The organism is Streptomyces sp. NPDC025618 (assembly GCF_055558795.1).
This window is the reverse complement of record NZ_JBVHLW010000048.1, coordinates 26,473-41,991: the sequence shown is the minus strand read 5'-3', so window position 1 is coordinate 41,991 and position 15,519 is coordinate 26,473. Positions and strand designations below refer to the sequence as shown.

Here is a 15,519-nt window from a genome sequence, read left to right as displayed (position 1 = left end):
GGGGCACCTCTGGGGGCACCCCCGGACGGAGTCTGGGGGAGGTAGCTGGGGGAGTTTGAGGACAACGCGCGAAGCGTGTTGCGGGGTCTGGGGCGGCAGCCCCAGTTTCGGGAAGGGGCGGGGCTGGGGAAAAAGCCCGCCGCAGGCGCCGGCCGGCCCGCGGCCGGGGACCCGGGGCACGCGCCCCCCCACGCGGCGGAGCCGCACATCAGACGCGGCCGGGCCTACATCAATTCGTTCGGCAGCGGCGCCGCGTGAATGACCGTCAGACCCGACACCGCTCGGGTCAGCGCCACGTAGAGGCGGCGCAGACCCGTCCGTTCGTCCGGTTCTCCTGATACCACCCGCTCCGGCTCGTCCAGGACGACGTAGTCGTACTCCAGGCCCTTCGCGAGCGTCGCCGGGACCAGGGTCAGGCGGGCCTCCGCGCTCGTCTCCTCGCCCGGGGCGAGGTAGGGCAGGCCCGCCTCCTCCAGCGCCGCGGCCAGCGCGGGGACGCGGGAGTCCGCCGCGATCAGGCCGGTCGAGCCCTCGTGGGCCAGGGCCGCCCGGCACGCTTCGATCACCGCTGTGTCCAGTTCGTCCGCGGCGACGGAGCGTACGGAGAAGTCGCCCGCCGCCTCGCGTACGGACGTCGCCTCGCCCAGCTCCGGCGCGATCGCGGGCAGGAGGCGGGACGCGTACGCGATGACCTCGCGGGGGACGCGGAAGCCCTGCGTGAGCTCCTCCACGGTGGCGTCCGGCTTGCCCAGGTGGGTGAGGGCCTCCGTCCAGCTGCGGGTGGCCCACGGGGTCGTGCCCTGCGCCAGGTCGCCGAGGATCGTCGCCGAACCCGTCGTGCAGCGCCGGCCCACTGCTCTGTACTGCATGGGGGAGAGGTCCTGCGCCTCGTCCAGGACCACGTGCCCGAGCGAGGGCGTGCGGGCCACGAGGTCGGCGGCCTCGTCGATCAACACCGCGTCCGCGGCGGTCCACTTGGCGGACTTCACGCTCCGGGCCGGCTTGTCCATGAGGATCTCCGCCTGCTCCTCCGGCGTGAGGAGGCCCTCCGCGTGCTCGGCCAGGAACTCCGCGTCGGTGAGCAGCCGGAGCACCAGCTTCGCCGGATCGACCTGCGGCCAGACCGACTTGACCACCGCCTTCACCGCCGCGTTGCGGGCCACCGCGTCCTGCACGCGGTCGTCGGGCGCCTCGCCCGCCGCCTCCATGCGGACGAGCACGGCGTGCGCGACGCGCTGCGGCAAGGCGTCCCGCGCCGCCCCGTAGCGGATGTCGCGGGCCAGCAGCTCGCGGACGATCTCCTCGATCTCGTACGCCGGGACCCGCCACCGGCGCGAACCGCGCACGACGACGAGCGGCTCCACCGGCATCGTCACCCCGGACCGCACGGCCCGCCGCAGCACCTCGGCCATGCGGGCGTCGCCCTTGACGCACGCCGCGGCGGCGGAGTCCGTGCCGCGGACCTCGACGTGGGCGACGAGGTCGTCGACGGTGGCCTGGGCGACGTTCAACTCGCCCAGCGCGGGCAGGACCTGCTCGATGTAGTGCAGGAACGACCGGTTCGGCCCGACGACCAGTGTGCCGGTGCGGGCGAGGCGCTCGCGGTGCGCGTAGAGCAGATAGGCCACACGGTGCAGGCCGACGGCGGTCTTGCCGGTGCCCGGGGCACCCTGGACGCACACCGTGCCGCCGATGTCCGCGCGGACGATCTCGTCCTGCTCCGGCTGGATCGTGGCGACGATGTCCCGCATCGGGCCGACGCGCGGCCGCTCGATCTCCGTCTGGAGCAGCTGACTCGTCCGCTCGGCGCCCGCCGTGTCGGTGAGGTCCTCGTCCTCGTACGCCGTCAACTCGCCGCCGGTGTAACCGAACCGGCGGCGCGTCGCGACGTCCATCGGGTCCTTCTTCGACGCCCGGTAGAACGGCTGGGAGACCGGCGCGCGCCAGTCGATCACCATCGGGTCGCCGTCCGCGTCGTGCACGTGCCTGCGGCCGATGTAGAACCGCTCGCCCTCCGCGCCCTCCGCCTGATCGGCGCCCGGCGCGTGCAGATAGTCGAGGCGGCCGAAGAAGAGCGGGGTGTGCGCGAGGTCGGCGAGGGCGGTGATGCGGTCGTCGATCTGGCGTTGCAGGACAGCCGCGTTGACCCAGTTCGCGGTCACGTCCTTGATGTCCAGGGACTCGACGTCGGCACGCATCGCGCGCAGCGCCGCCCGGGAGGAGGAGAGATGGGCGCGCTCGCGCTCGAGAGGGGCGTCGGTGTCGGTCACTTGCTGCGCGGGCACGGCATGGCCTCCGGGAGAGTGCTGTGGACGAGCGGGACCCGCCGGTTTCCGACCGGACGGGGGCGCTCCCGGAGCGTGCGGGAGGCGGCAGGACGGGCGATTGTAACCAGCACGCAGAAGGCGCGCGAATGAATTTCCGACGCGCCCCTGGCCCTTCTCAGGGTCGCTCTCCGCCTCCCGTAGGGGACGGCATGGGCCTTGGGTCGTACGGCAGCGCCGCGGGGTTTACACCGGCAGGGCGATGTGCCGAGGGGCGCCCGAAAACCATCATGGACGACATGACCACCGCATCCGCAACCCCGGACACCACGCCCTTCACCTTCACCGCCGCCCTCCGCGCGATCAAGGCATTCGCCGGCGCGGCCGTCAGCGTCGTCCTCCTCGGGCAGTACACCGACGAGCGGCGCGTCTGACCACGCGCCGCCCGGCCCGCTCCCGGACGCCGGTCCGCTACGCGTCCTCGCCCGCGAGCAGGGAATCCGCGTCCACGATGCGGTACGCGTAGCCCTGCTCCGCCAGGAAGCGCTGGCGGTGCGCCGCGAAGTCCTGGTCGACCGTGTCACGCGCCACCACCGAATAGAAGCGCGCCTCGTGGCCGTCCGCCTTCGGCCGCAGGACGCGGCCCAGACGCTGCGCCTCCTCCTGGCGGGAGCCGAAGGTGCCCGACACCTGGATGGCGACCGTCGCCTCCGGCAGGTCGATGGAGAAGTTGGCGACCTTCGAGACCACCAGGACGCTCAGCTCACCCTCGCGGAACGCGCCGAAGAGCTTCTCCCGCTGGGCGTTGGTCGTCTCGCCCTTGATGACCGGCGCGCCCAGGTGCTCGCCCAACTCGTCGAGCTGGTCGATGTACTGGCCGATGACCAGCGTCTGCTCACCCCGGTGCTTGGCGACCAGCGCCTCCGTGACCCGCCGCTTGGTGGCCGTGGTCGCGCAGTAGCGGTACTTCTCCTCCGTCTCGGCCGTCGCGTACGCCAGCCGCTCGCTGTCCGTCAGATTGACGCGGACCTCGACACAGTCGGCGGGCGCGATGTAGCCCTGCGCCTCGATCTCCTTCCAGGGGGCGTCGAAGCGCTTCGGGCCGATGAGCGAGAACACGTCCGACTCGCGGCCGTCCTCGCGCACGAGCGTCGCGGTCAGGCCGAGGCGGCGGCGCGCCTGGAGGTCGGCGGTGAACTTGAAGACCGGCGCGGGCAGCAGGTGCACCTCGTCGTAGACCACCAGACCCCAGTCGCGGGAGTCGAAGAGCTCCAGGTGCGGGTAGATGCCCTTCCGCTTCGTCGTCAGGACCTGGTAGGTGGCGATGGTGACCGGCCGGATCTCCTTCTTCGTGCCGCTGTACTCGCCGATCTCGTCCTCGGTCAGCGACGTCCGCTTGACCAGCTCGTGCTTCCACTGCCGCGCGGAGACCGTGTTGGTGACCAGGATCAGCGTCGTGGCCTTCGCCTGCGCCATCGCGCCCGCGCCCACGAGCGTCTTGCCCGCGCCGCAGGGCAGCACGACGACGCCGGACCCGCCGTGCCAGAAGCCCTCCACGGCCTGTTTCTGGTACGGGCGCAGCGACCAGCCGTCCTCGCGCAGCTCGATGGGGTGCGCCTCGCCGTCGACGTAACCCGCGAGGTCCTCGGCGGGCCAGCCGAGCTTCAGCAGCGTCTGCTTGATCTGACCGCGCTCGGACGGGTGCACGGCCACCGTGTCCGGGTCGAGCCGGGCGCCCACCAGCGGCTGGATCTTCTTCGACCGCAGGATCTCCTCCAGCACCGGCCGGTCCGTGCACTCCAGGACCAGACCGTGCGTGGGGTGCTTCACGAGCTTGAGCCGCCCGTAGCGCGCCATCGTCTCGGCGATGTCCACGAGCAGGGCGTGCGGCACGGGATACCGGGAGTAGGCCACCAGGGCGTCGACGACCTGCTCGGCGTCGTGCCCGGCCGCCCGCGCGTTCCACAGCCCCAGCGGCGTGACCCGGTACGTATGGATGTGCTCCGGCGCGCGCTCCAGCTCCGCGAACGGGGCGATGGCCCGACGACACGCGTCCGCCTGCTCGTGGTCCACTTCCAGCAGCAACGTCTTGTCGCTCTGGACGATCAGGGGTCCGTTCAACGCTTCACCCATTTCTTTCGGCCAAACGTCCAGTGTGCCTGATCGCTGCGCTTGGCTGGGCTTGGTTGGGGGTTCGCCGTTGTCTGGTGCGGGTCCGTTGTGCTTTCTGTGGGGTGGCCTCAAGCGCCGGCCGGGCTGGTTTGTGGTGGGTGCCGGGGGTGGGTCTTCTGGGCTGAGGACCTGGAACGCGGTGCGGGCACCGTGCTTTGTATTGGGTGCCCTGACGACGCACCGCGTTCCAGAACCCCACCCTCCAGCCCCACCCCCTCCCACCGGAGAGCAAGTGCGGGCTGTACTTCAGCCCGTCCGGCGCTTGAGGACAACGCGCGAAGCGTGTTGCGAGGTCTGGGGCGCGCCACGTTGTGGGGGTCTGGGGGCTCGCCCCCAGTTTCGGGAAGGGGCGGGTAGGGGAAAAGCGCCGCAGGCCCACGGACCCGCAGGCGGGGGCTGGGGCGCGGCCCTTACGCCGGGTCGTCCGCCAGCTCCGCCACGCCAGTGATCCGGTGCAAGGGATACGTGCGGATCTCATCCGCCGTGTGGTCGTAAGCGGTCACGAAGCCCCCTTCCACCCGAACCGGCGCGATCACCCGCTGGCTCGCCGAGCCCTCCGCGTTGACGTAGCCGATCCAGACCGGCGTGCCCGTGAGGACCGCGGCCTGGACCGCGGCGAGGGTGTCCGCGGAGGTCGTGCGGGGGAGCCGGCCGGGGGCCGTGTCGGGGAGCGGTTTGCGTTCGGCCGTGGCGGCCAGGTCGCCCGCGCGGATGGCTCGTACCGCCGCGCCGAGGAGCGTCGCGTCGGGCGCGGGCGGGCCCTCGGCGACGGGGGCCGGGGCCGTGCGGGGAGGGGTGCGGTGGGCGTCGGCGCGGGCGATCAGTACGTCGCCCTCGGCGGACTCCGCCGCCGGCGCGTACCCCATGTCGCGCAGCCCCGCGAGGAGCGCGTCCGGTGCCGCCTGCGCGGCCAGCACCGTCGGGGCGAGGCGGCGCAGCCGCAGGGGCGCGGAGCGGCGGTCGGCGAGGATCTCGGCGAGGACGGCCTCGTCGTCGCAGCGGAGGTAGGAGGAGGCGGCGCCCACCCGCAGATGGCCGTGGCGGCGGGCGACGTCGTCGACGAGATAGGCCAGCGGCTGCGGCACGGGCGTGCGCGAGTGGGCGGTGAGGAACGCCTTCAGGTCGTCGGCGGTCCGCCCGGCGTCCAGGGCCCGCCGCACGGAGGCGGGGGTGAAGCGGTAGACCGTGGCCCCGCCCTTGGACTCGATGTCGGCGAGCACGCCCAGCGTCTGGGCCAGCGGCCGGACGAGCGGGCCGGGGGCGACGGCCGTGAGGTCGGCCTGGAGCAGGATGTGGTCGAGCGGCTCCGGCAGCAGCGGGGCGAGGAGGGCCGCGGCCCGTACGCCCGCGGCGCCCAGCTCCGGGTCGGTCGGCGGCCGCCACACGGCGTGCGCCTCGTCGGCGGGCGGGAGCAGGGCGCGGCCGTGGGCGGAGAGGGCGCCGCGGTTGACGACGCCGAGCAGTTCGGCCTCGGTCAGGGCCCAGCGGGCGAGGCGGGTGCGCAGGTCCTCCTCGGCGCCGGTCGTGACGCGCGGCGGGCGCTCCCAGTGCAGCCGGGCCAGGAGCGTGTCCGGGGAGACGGAGGCGCCCGGCGGGAGGGTGGCCAGCAGCGCGAGGACGCGGTGGCGGACCTCGGGGGCCGGGCCGCGGTCGAGGTCGGGGCCGAGCGCGGCGAGCGTACGGGCCTTGGCGTCCCGGCCGCCGACGAGCCCGGCCGCGCGGGTCGCCGCGAGCCAGGCGGTGGCCAGGCGGGCCCAGCGCTGCTCGGCGGGCAGCTTGAGCCAGTCGTCGTAGGCGGGCGTCGGGGCGTACCGCTCGTCGACCTCGCCGTCGGAGGCGAGCAGCCCGGCCGCGTACGCCAGCTCCACCCAGAAGGCCGCCGTCTGTTCAGGGGTGTCGAGGACGGCCGCCGTGCGCTTGAGGTCGCGGACGCTGAGGCCGCCCGCGCGCAGCACCAGCGGGCCGCCGGTCTCCCACTCCTTGAGCAGCTCCTCGACGGTGGCCAGGGCGGTGAACGCCTGGCCGGCCGCCGCCGCGTCCACGGTCCGCTCCGCGTGCCGGGTCACCGGCGCGAGCTCCGGAGCCACCGGCTCGGGTGCGCGGTGCGCTCGCCCGGCGCGCAGGTGGAGGGCGACTTCGCGGGGCAGCACCACATTGCCGGGCCCGGCGGAAAGCAGCAGGCCGCGGTCCAGCAGCCAGCGCAGGTGCGGGGCGGGGTCGGCGGTGACCGTGCCGTACGGCGGGCCCCACAGCAGCTTGCCGAGCACGGCCGTCGCGTCGGCGGGGGCCCCGGCGAGGAGCGCGGCCATGCGCGTACGGTCCTCGAACAGTTCGGTCAATGCCTCGACGGCCGTCACCGGATCGTGTGTCGCGGGCAGTCCGGCCGCCGCGATGATCTGCTGGACGCGGCCCGGGGACATGCCCGCCGTGGCCTCCGCGACGGACGGTCCGAGGCCGGTGGGGGAGGGGTGCGCGGCGCTCGGCGCGAGCAGTTCGCGGGCCGTGCGGACCAGGCGCAGCCGGTCCTCGCCGCCCCAGACCAGGGCCTGGTCGCGCAGCGTCCCCAGGGCGTGCGGCAGTTCGCGGGAGACGCGGGAGTCCGCGGCCTCGTCACCGCTCAGCAGCGCGTCCAGCGTGGCGTACGGACAGGGGTCCGGGGCGACCGCGAGCGCCTCCGCGACCTGCAGGGCGAACCGGTCCAGGCGCTCCAGCGCGCGGGCGACGGAGGCGCGGGTGCCGGCGCGGGTGGCCAGCTGCGTCAGGTCGCCGGGGACGGGGTTGAGCAGGTCGGGCCGGGCGACGAGGAGGGCCGCGAGGGCGTCGTCGGGCCTGCCGCGCAGCTCTTCCGCGAGGGTGCGGGGGGCGCCGGTTCTGTCGGCGGGGCGGCGCGGGGTGGTCATTCTGCTTACGGTACCGGTCCGCTGCGCTTTGCTGCTGATCTGCTCGGGGGTGCGGGTCGCTCGCGCCTGCGGCGCTTTTTCCCCAGCCCGCCCCTTCCCGGCTGCGTCTGATGTGCGGCTCCGCCGCGTGGGGGGGCAAGCCCCCAGCCCCCTGCAACACGGCTTCGCCGCGTTGTCCTCAATCGCCGGACGGGCTGATTTGGCTGAGCTCAGCCATATCCAGCCCGTTGGGGGCACCTCCCAGCGTTAGCTGGGGGAGATCGAGGACGCGGCCGCAGGCCGCTCCCGTCGCAGGCGTAAGCAACCCGCACCCCCGCAACCCACAGAACCCCGAACAACCCCGCCCGCCCCGCAGGGAACCGGTACCGTCAAAGGACGAGCGGTCTTAGGGGATTCGGTGGGGATCGAGAGCGATCAGCTGGTTTTTGACTACCTGAGCCGAGTCGGCGACATCGCGCAACGCACCGCGCTGACCTCCGCCGACCGCATGCGGCTCGTGTCCCGTCTGCGTACGGAGATCGAGCGCCGCAGATCGTCCGAGGGGGCGGACACCCCCGCCGCCGTGCAACGCATCCTGTCCGGGTTCGGCACTCCGGACGAGGCCGTGGCGGACGCGAACGGGTTCGTCACCGCCGAGAGCGGCAGGGTTCCGGCGCAGCGCCGCGAGGACGAGGCCGCCCGGGGCGTGCCCGCCGTGGCGCCGCCGCACCTCGCGCCCGCGGAGGAGCTCGGCCCCGCCGGCGAGGTGCCGGACTGGTGGCGGGTGGACCCGGGGCCGTTCGGCAAGGGGGAGGCGGTGCACGGCTTCGTCGGCGGCATCGAGATCCCCGAGATACTGAAACCACCGTCCCGCGAGCCGGCGGCCGAGGTGCCGGCCGAGGCCGTGGAGGCGGAGGCGGAAGAGGAGGCGGAGGAGGAGACCGGGGAGACCCGGCGCCGCCCCAGCCTGCTGCGCCGCCCGGACGGCGAGCCGGTGAGCGTGCTGCTGCTCCTGGTGGCCCTGGTGCTGCTGGTGGGCGCGGTGCTGGGCAACTGGTTCGTGCTCGCCGCCGGCTGGGCGCTGGCCTATTTCACGCGCAAGCTCTCGCACCACGAGTCACAGTGGGCGGTCATGGGCGTCCCTGGCCTGACGCTCTCGGCCTGGGCGGTCTGGCTGTGGGGCCGTACGGAGGGCCGCTGGGGCGACCCGGTGCCGGAGGGCGGCCTGGGCGCCGCGCTGTCGGACTCCTGGCCCTGGGTCGTGCGCGTGGCGGCCGTCACCTCGGCGCTGTACGTGTTCTGGCGCTCGCGCCGCCCCGGCTGACCTCAGACGGCGGCCCGGTCCGACTCCCACGGCCGGCCCGCCACCACCAGCGGACTGCCCGTCACCGGGTCCGGGACGACGACCGACTCCAGGCCGAAGACGTCGCGTACGAGATCGGCCGTCACGATGTCCGACGGCGCGCCCTGGGCCACGATCCGGCCCGCCCGCATCGCTATCAGGTGGTCGGCGTAGCGGGCCGCCTGGTTGAGGTCGTGGAGGACGGCGACGACGGTGCGGCCGCGCTCGTGGTTGAGGCGGCGGCAGAGGTCGAGGACCTCCACCTGGTGGGATATGTCGAGATAGGTGGTGGGTTCGTCGAGGAGCAGCAGATCCGTCTCCTGGGCGAGGGCCATCGCGATCCACACGCGCTGCCGCTGCCCGCCGGAGAGTTCGTCGACGGAGCGCTCGGCGAGGGCGGCCGTGTCGGTGCGGGCCAGCGCCTCGGTGACGGCGCGCTCGTCGTCGTCGGACCACTGCTGCCACCAGCGCTGGTGCGGCTGGCGGCCGCGGGAGACGAGGTCGGCGACGGTGATGGCCTCGGGGGCGACGGGCGTCTGCGGGAGCAGGCCGAGGGAGCGCGCGATGGTGCGGGTGGGGATGCGGGACAGTTCGGTGCCGTCGAGCAGGACGGAGCCGCGGGCCGGCTTGAGGAGGCGCCCGAGGGCGCGCAGCAGGGTCGACTTGCCGCAGGCGTTGGGGCCGACGATGACGGTGACGGCGCCGTCCGGGATGTCCACGTCGAGTCCGTCGACGACGGTGCGGTCCTCGTAGGCGAGGGTCAGGTCGCGGGCGGTGAGCCGGGCCGTGCGGCCGCTGGTCTCGGTCACGCTTTTCCTCCGGTGCGGCCCCTGATGATGAGCCAGATCAGATAGGGGGCGCCGACGGCGGCGGTCAGAACGCCCACGGGCAGCTGGGTCGGCTCGAAGAGCCTGCGGCCGAGCAGATCCGCGACGATCACGATGACCGCGCCGGTCAGCGCGGAGCAGAGCAGCGGGATCTGGGCCGTACGCGTCATCCGGCGGGCCAGCTGCGGGGCGAGCAGGGCGACGAAGTCGACGGGCCCGGCGGCGCCGGTGGCGATGGAGGCCAGCACGACGCCGAGGACCGCGAGGCCGAGCCGGACCCGGTTCAGGCGGATGCCGAGCGCGGTCGCGGTGTCGTCGTCCAGCGAGACGGTGCGCTGCGCGCGGGCCGCCCAGCAGACGAGGGGCGCGAGCAGGAGCAGCGCCCAGGCCACCGGGACGGCCTCGTCCCAGCCGCGGTCGCCGAGCGACCCGGTCATCCACACCTTGGCCTGCTGGGCGACGAGGTAGTCGCCCTTGGTCATGAAGAGGTTGGTGAGCGACCGCAGCGCGACCGCGAAGCCGATGCCGATGAGGACGAAGCGGGTGGCGTGCAGCCCGCCGCGCCACGCGAAGACGTAGACGAGGGCCGCCGCGAGCAGTCCGCCGATGACGGACAGATAGGGCAGGAAGGCGTACGACGTGACGCCGAAGGTGAGCGCGCCGACGGTCAGCGCGCTCGCGCCCTGGGTCACGCCGATGATGTCGGGGCTGGCCAGGGGATTGCGGGAGACGGTCTGGATGAGCGCCCCGGCCACGCCGAAGGCCGCGCCCACGAGCAGGCCCACGGTCATCCGGGGGAGCCGGAAGGTGCCGACGGTGAGCTCCTCGGGCGACGGCTGTCCGAGGACGACCTTCAGGGCCTCGGCCGGTGACACGAAGGACTGGGCGGCGCAGAGGTACGCCAGGCACGCGGCGGCCAGCAGCGCGGTCAGCGCGAGGGCGACACCGGTGGCCCGCCGGTGGACGAGGAAGGAGGCGCGCCCGGCGCGTACGAGGGTGTATCCGGCGGGGCGGGACACGGCGAGCGTCACGCGGCCACCGCCTTCTTGCGGCGGACGAGCGCGATCAGGAACGGCACCCCGACGAGCGCCGTCATCACCCCGGACGGGACCTCGCTCGGCGGGAAGACGATCCGGCCGACGGTGTCCGCGACCAGCAGCATCACGGGCCCGATGAGCGCGGCCATGGGCAGCAGCCAGCGGTGGTCGGTGCCGACGATCGCGCGGGCGATGTGCGGGACGGCGAGGCCGACGAAGGCGATCGGGCCGGCCGCCGCGACGCCCACGCCGGTGAGCACCGTGGCACCGACGCCGCCGACGATCCGTACGGTCGCGACGTTCTGGCCGAGCCCCTTGGCGACGTCCTCGCCGAGCGCGAGCGCGTCGAGGCCGCGGGCCACGCTCAGCACCAGCACCACGCCGGCCAGCAGGAACGGCCAGATCTGGCCCGCGATCCCGGTGTCCTGGCTCGGCAGCGAGCCGACCTGCCAGAACCGGAAGCGGTCCAGGACGGCGGCGTGGGTGGTGAGGACGCCGTGCACGACGGACAGCAGCAGCGCGTTGATCGCGGCACCGGCCAGCGCCAGCTTCACCGGGGTGGCGCCGCCCCGGCCGCGCGCCGCGACGGCGTAGACGGCGACGGAGGCGAGCGCCGCGCCCGCGAAGGCCCACCACACATAGCCGGACAGCGTCTGCACCCCGGCGAAGGTCATCGCGAGGACCACGCCCAGCGAGGCGCCGTGGCTGATGCCGAGGATGCCGGGGTCGGCGATGGGGTTGCGGGTGATGCCCTGAAGAACCGTTCCCGCGATGGCGAGCGCCGCGCCCACCATCACCCCGACGACCGTGCGGGGCAGCCGCATCTCCCGCACGACGGCGGTGGCCTTGCCGGGGGTGCCGTGCCAGAGCGCGTCGAAGACCTGGGAGGGCGGGGTCGTCCGGGCCCCCACGGCGAGGCTGAACAGCACCGCCGCCAGCAGGGCGACGACCGCGGCCGCCGTCCAGCCGACGCGGCGCCGGACCCGTGGGGACCCTGGGCTGCTGATCGGGACGGCGGCTGACATCGCTTCCACTCATGGCTCGTACGGACATCGGGCGCGGCGGTGCCCTCGATCGCCGGACGGCCCGGGGGCGCCGCGGACCGTCGGTCTCGTGCGGCACACCTGGCCCGCCCCGCGGCCGGGACCACGTCCGCCGGACGGAGTCCGCGGGGGCTCCGCCGCGGGCGCCGGCCGGCACGCGGCTCGGCACACCGGCCCCACCGGCCACGGCCGAGGTTAGGCGACGCTAAGTGTACGGGTCGGGCATCGCGGCAGAATGTGGGGCATGACCTTGCATCCGCGGCCGCCGGCCGACGCCCCGTTCACCGTCGGCTTCGACCTCGACCTGACCCTCATCGACTCCGCGCCGGGCATCCGGGCCGCGTACGAGTCGCTGGCCGCCTCGACGGGCACGCGCATCGACGTCGACCTGGTGTGCAGCAGGCTGGGGCCGCCGCTGGAGCAGGAGCTCGCCAACTGGTTCCCCGCGGACCGCGTCGCCGCGGCCGCCGCCGACTACCGCGCGGTCTACCCCACGCTCGCGATCGCCGCGTCACCCGTGATGCCGGGCGCGCGCGAGGCGCTCGACGCCGTACGGGAGCTGGGCGGCCGGTCGGTCGTCGTCACCGCGAAGTACGAGCGCAACGCACGGCTGCACCTCGACCACCTCGGACTCGCCCCCGACGCGCTCGTCGGCGACCTCTGGGCGGAGGGCAAGGCCACGGCGCTGCGCGCGCACGGCGCGAGCGTCTACGTCGGCGACCACACCGGCGACGTGCGCGGCGCGCGTACGGCGGGTGCGCTGTCCGTAGGGGTCGCGACGGGTCCGTGTGACGAGGAGGAACTGCGCGCCGCCGGGGCCGATGTGCTCCTCGCCGACCTCACGGCCTTTCCTCGCTGGCTGCGCGGCTACCGCGAGGCGGCCGCGCCGTCCGGGACCGCGGCCGGCAGCGAGGCGCGCGCCTGACGGCGCTGCGCCGCGACGGAACGCAGCACTCCGGCGGCCGCGATCAGGAATCCGACCCCCATCAGCATGCAGACGAAGTACGCTGCCGACGGCAGCGGACGGGCGCCCAGGAAGAGGGGCGCGACCGTCGCCAGGGTGGCCACCGCGCCGACGAGGAAGACGATGGCGCCGACGCGTACCAGCAGATCCCCGTCCCGGGGAGTTTCGCTACTCACCTGACCAGGGTAGATCCATAGCCGACGGCGCGGTGGCACCTCTCGCCCCCGGCGCCGTACGGAAAAAGGACGTCTTGTCACCGGGCCCGGGACCATTAGCCTTGGGGGTAGCGGGTCTTACGACCCGCTGTAGTGCTATCAAGAGCTGTTTTTCCGTTGATTGCAGACGTTTTCCGTATTTCCGACGAGACACGAGGACGAGGACAGACGTGCCTACCGGCAAGGTCAAGTGGTTCAACAGTGAGAAGGGCTTCGGCTTTCTCTCCCGCGACGACGGCGGAGACGTCTTCGTCCACTCCTCGGTGCTCCCGGACGGGGTAGACGCCCTCAAGCCCGGACAGCGGGTGGAATTCGGTGTCGTGGCCGGCCAGCGCGGCGACCAGGCGCTCACGGTGACGCTGCTGGACCCCGCCCCGTCGGTCGCGGCCGCCCAGCGCCGCAAGCCCGATGAGCTGGCGTCGATCGTCCAGGACCTCACCACGCTCCTGGAGAACGTCACCCAGCAGCTGGAGCGCGGCCGTTACCCCGACAAGGCCCATGGCGCGAAGATCGCCGGAATGCTGCGGGCGGTGGCCGACCAGCTGGACGTCTGACCACCGCTCCCGCTCGCGAGAGGTGCGGGTGACCGCCCGACGGGCCGACCGTCAGGCGAACTCCAGTGCCTCCGGGCCGAGGGGCGGCACCAGCCCCTCGGCCGCGGCGCGGGTCAGCAGCCCGCGCACCGCGGCGTAGCCGTCCTCGCCGAGGTCGGCGGTGAACTCGTTGACGTAGAGCCCGATGTGCTGGTCGACGACCGCCGGGTCCATCTCCTGGGCGTGCGCCAGGACATACGGCCGGGAGGCGGCCGGGTCCTCCCAGGCCATCCGCACCGACGTCCGTGCCGCCCGCGCCAGTTCACGCAGCCGGGCCGCGCCCAGCGAGCGCTTGGCGATGATGGCGCCGAGCGGGATCGGCAGGCCCGTCGTCGACTCCCAGTGCTGCCCCATGTCGGCCAGGCAGTGCAGCCCGTACTGCCGATACGTGAACCGCGCCTCGTGGATCACGAGTCCGGCGTCCACCTTGCCCTCCCTGACGGCGGGCATGATCTCGTGGAACGGCAGGACGACGACCTCGCCGACCCCGCCCGGCACCTCCGCCGCGGCCCACAGCCGGAACAGCAGATAGGCCGTCGAGCGCTCGCTCGGCACCGCGACCGTCTTCCCGGCCAGCCCGGCGGCCCCGCCCGGCTCGCGGGTCAGCACCAGCGGACCGCAGCCCCGGCCCAGGGCGCCGCCGCACGGCAGCAGCGCGTACTCCTCCAGGACCCAGGGCAGTTCCGCGTACGACACCTTCAGCACGTCGAACTCGCCGCGCTCGGCCATGCCGTTGGTGATGTCGATGTCGGCGAAGGTGACGTCGAGGGCGGGCGCGCCGGGGACGCGGCCGTGCGCCCAGGCGTCGAAGACGAAGGTGTCGTTGGGGCAGGGCGAATAGGCGATCTTGAGCGGTTCACTCATGGGGTCCTCCTCGCGTGCGGTGACGGTGCTGCGGGGACCGGCGCGGGCCGGGCCTTACGGAAGGTCGGTGACGTGCGGGAAGACATCCGCCGCCGCCCCGAGGGCCCCGGGCAGCGCCGCGAACGCGTCCGCGAGGGCGGCGAGGGCGTCGCCGATGCGCCAGGCGGCGCGGTCGCGCGGGCCGACGGGGTTGGAGACCGCGCGGATCTCCAGCACCGGCACCCCGTGCGCCGCGGCGGCCTCGGCCACGCCGAAGCCCTCCATGGCCTCGGCCAGCGCGCCGGGGCGCAGCTTCGCCAGCGCGCGGGCGCGCTCCGCGGAACCCGTCACCGTCGACACGGTCAGCACCTCACCGCGCCGGGCGCCGGTCGCGCCGGCCACGGCCGCCACGAGCGCCTCGGGGGGCCGGTGCTCCACGGTCCCGAAGCCCAGCTCGGTGACGGGGAGGAAGCCCTCGGGCGTCTCGGCGCCCAGATCCGCGGCGACGATCGCGTCGGACACGACGAGGGAACCCACCGGGGCCCCCGCGGGCGCGCCCGTGAAGCCGCCGCCGATGCCCGCCGAGATCACCAGGTCGTACGGGCCGCCGGAGACCGCCGCGGCCGTCAGGGCCGTCGCGGTGCCGGCCGCCGCGGCGGCCGGGCCGACACCGGCGGCCAGCGCGTCGACCACCAGCGGGACGGCACCGGCCGCGGCGGCGCCGACGGTGCGCCGCAGCACGAAGCCCGGCACGGCGAGCTCCGCGGTCTCCGCCGTGCCGCCGGCCCCCGCCGTGCCGCGGGTGACCGCGTCACGCTCCGCCGCGACGGCGGTGACGACGAGTACGCGCATCAGCGGGACCTCCGGGCCGTCAGTCCTTGTCGAGCTCGAGCTTGACGCTCCACACGCCGTTCTTGCTGACGACCGACAGGACCGTGGACTTGTCCAGGGTGCCCATCTGCTGGTTGTAGAAGAGCTGGTCGCCCTCGAGCGAGGTGTACGTCTGCTTCGTCTGGTTCGAGCGCGGCTGGTTGCCGGCCACCACGAACCAGCTCTCGTCGGCGATCTTCGGCTCGACGCCCACGCGGATCTTGTCGCCCTGCTTCACCTTGATGCTCTTGACCGACTTGTCGGCCAGGCACTTCTGGAGGGCCGACTGGTCGAGCGTCTTGCTCTCGTCGAAGCAGGCGGCCTCGGTGGTCACCGTGGTGGAGCCGACGGACACCGTCGCCAGGGGCGTCGGCTTGTCGCAGGCGGAAAGGGCGACGAGGCCGAAGGCGACGGCGCCGACAGCGGCAGCGGCACGTCGGCGCTTGCCCTGGAAAAACGCATCGGTCATG

Annotated in this window: 14 protein-coding genes; 4 read left to right on the top strand and 10 right to left on the bottom strand. The window is 73.9% G+C overall.

Translation table 11 applies throughout. From position 1 onward, the window contains the following. Positions 1-224: 224 nt before the first annotated feature. Entirely contained in the window at positions 225-2,285 is a 2,061-nt protein-coding gene (locus ACZ4A5_RS27795) for a HelD family protein (RefSeq protein ID WP_467589972.1), read from the bottom strand. Positions 2,286-2,563: 278 nt separating this feature from the next. Here ACZ4A5_RS27795 and ACZ4A5_RS27790 point away from each other — a divergent pair, with 278 nt between their 5' ends. Next, on the top strand, positions 2,564-2,698 hold the full coding sequence (locus ACZ4A5_RS27790) for a hypothetical protein (RefSeq protein WP_467589969.1): 135 nt from the start codon (positions 2,564-2,566) through the stop codon (positions 2,696-2,698). Positions 2,699-2,735: 37 nt separating this feature from the next. Here the strand turns inward: ACZ4A5_RS27790 and ACZ4A5_RS27785 are convergent, their stop codons facing one another. Next, the gene (locus ACZ4A5_RS27785; RefSeq protein ID WP_398868143.1) at positions 2,736-4,385 is read right to left on the bottom strand and encodes a DNA repair helicase XPB; all 1,650 of its coding nucleotides are present in this window, start codon (positions 4,383-4,385) and stop codon (positions 2,736-2,738) included. A 461-nt stretch (positions 4,386-4,846) separates the two neighbouring features. Continuing rightward, the gene (locus tag ACZ4A5_RS27780; protein ID WP_467589964.1) at positions 4,847-7,336 is read right to left on the bottom strand and encodes a helicase-associated domain-containing protein; all 2,490 of its coding nucleotides are present in this window, start codon (positions 7,334-7,336) and stop codon (positions 4,847-4,849) included. 397 nt (positions 7,337-7,733) lie between these two features. On the opposite strand from ACZ4A5_RS27780, the gene ACZ4A5_RS27775 reads away from it, so the two are divergent. Then, entirely contained in the window at positions 7,734-8,639 is a 906-nt protein-coding gene (locus ACZ4A5_RS27775; protein WP_467589963.1) for a hypothetical protein, read from the top strand. 2 nt (positions 8,640-8,641) lie between these two features. Here ACZ4A5_RS27775 and ACZ4A5_RS27770 read toward each other — a convergent pair whose 3' ends face one another. Genes ACZ4A5_RS27770 through ACZ4A5_RS27760 form a run of 3 tightly spaced genes read right to left on the bottom strand, consistent with a single transcriptional unit; the run spans position 8,642 to position 11,546 of the window. Then, the gene (locus tag ACZ4A5_RS27770) at positions 8,642-9,466 is read right to left on the bottom strand and encodes an ABC transporter ATP-binding protein (RefSeq protein ID WP_467589960.1); all 825 of its coding nucleotides are present in this window, start codon (positions 9,464-9,466) and stop codon (positions 8,642-8,644) included. Further along, a complete protein-coding gene (locus ACZ4A5_RS27765) occupies positions 9,463-10,515 on the bottom strand; it encodes a FecCD family ABC transporter permease (RefSeq protein ID WP_467589957.1) in 1,053 nt (350 codons plus the stop codon). Before ACZ4A5_RS27765 ends, ACZ4A5_RS27770 begins: the two co-directional genes overlap by 4 nt. Next, positions 10,512-11,546, bottom strand: coding sequence for a FecCD family ABC transporter permease (locus ACZ4A5_RS27760; protein WP_467589954.1), 1,035 nt, complete (start codon positions 11,544-11,546; stop codon positions 10,512-10,514). Before ACZ4A5_RS27760 ends, ACZ4A5_RS27765 begins: the two co-directional genes overlap by 4 nt. A 262-nt stretch (positions 11,547-11,808) precedes the next feature. Here ACZ4A5_RS27760 and ACZ4A5_RS27755 point away from each other — a divergent pair, with 262 nt between their 5' ends. After that, positions 11,809-12,489, top strand: a complete 681-nt coding sequence (locus ACZ4A5_RS27755; RefSeq protein WP_467589951.1) for an HAD family hydrolase — start codon at positions 11,809-11,811, stop codon at positions 12,487-12,489. Here the strand turns inward: ACZ4A5_RS27755 and ACZ4A5_RS27750 are convergent. Continuing rightward, positions 12,432-12,704: a hypothetical protein gene (locus ACZ4A5_RS27750; protein WP_398868137.1), complete on the bottom strand. Its 273-nt coding sequence runs from the start codon at positions 12,702-12,704 to the stop codon at positions 12,432-12,434. The two genes, ACZ4A5_RS27755 and ACZ4A5_RS27750, sit on opposite strands and share 58 nt — an antisense overlap. A gap of 209 nt (positions 12,705-12,913) precedes the next feature. On the opposite strand from ACZ4A5_RS27750, the gene ACZ4A5_RS27745 reads away from it, so the two are divergent. After that, on the top strand, positions 12,914-13,297 hold the full coding sequence (locus tag ACZ4A5_RS27745; RefSeq protein WP_046926517.1) for a cold-shock protein: 384 nt from the start codon (positions 12,914-12,916) through the stop codon (positions 13,295-13,297). 51 nt (positions 13,298-13,348) lie between these two features. Here the strand turns inward: ACZ4A5_RS27745 and ACZ4A5_RS27740 are convergent, their stop codons facing one another. From ACZ4A5_RS27740 to ACZ4A5_RS27730, 3 genes are read right to left on the bottom strand one after another with little or no spacing between them, the layout of a single operon-like run. Next, positions 13,349-14,200, bottom strand: a complete 852-nt coding sequence (locus tag ACZ4A5_RS27740; RefSeq protein WP_467589946.1) for a 1,4-dihydroxy-6-naphthoate synthase — start codon at positions 14,198-14,200, stop codon at positions 13,349-13,351. Positions 14,201-14,254: 54 nt separating this feature from the next. Continuing rightward, entirely contained in the window at positions 14,255-15,031 is a 777-nt protein-coding gene (locus ACZ4A5_RS27735; RefSeq protein WP_467589944.1) for a futalosine hydrolase, read from the bottom strand. Positions 15,032-15,050: 19 nt separating this feature from the next. Then, positions 15,051-15,518: a DUF2771 domain-containing protein gene (locus tag ACZ4A5_RS27730; protein ID WP_398868134.1), complete on the bottom strand. Its 468-nt coding sequence runs from the start codon at positions 15,516-15,518 to the stop codon at positions 15,051-15,053. Position 15,519: the final 1 nt, after the last annotated feature.

Bases quoted from the DNA above. Each gene is read 5' to 3' on its own strand.
- ACZ4A5_RS27780 (WP_467589964.1), bottom strand. From the start codon at position 7,336: ATGACCACCCCGCGCCGCCCCGCCGACAGAACCGGCGCCCCCCGCACC.
- ACZ4A5_RS27790 (WP_467589969.1), top strand. From the start codon at position 2,564: ATGACCACCGCATCCGCAACCCCGGACACCACGCCCTTCACCTTCACC.
- ACZ4A5_RS27730 (WP_398868134.1), bottom strand. From the start codon at position 15,518: ATGACCGATGCGTTTTTCCAGGGCAAGCGCCGACGTGCCGCTGCCGCT.
- ACZ4A5_RS27760 (WP_467589954.1), bottom strand. From the start codon at position 11,546: ATGTCAGCCGCCGTCCCGATCAGCAGCCCAGGGTCCCCACGGGTCCGG.
- ACZ4A5_RS27755 (WP_467589951.1), top strand. From the start codon at position 11,809: ATGACCTTGCATCCGCGGCCGCCGGCCGACGCCCCGTTCACCGTCGGC.
- ACZ4A5_RS27740 (WP_467589946.1), bottom strand. From the start codon at position 14,200: ATGAGTGAACCGCTCAAGATCGCCTATTCGCCCTGCCCCAACGACACC.
- ACZ4A5_RS27735 (WP_467589944.1), bottom strand. From the start codon at position 15,031: ATGCGCGTACTCGTCGTCACCGCCGTCGCGGCGGAGCGTGACGCGGTC.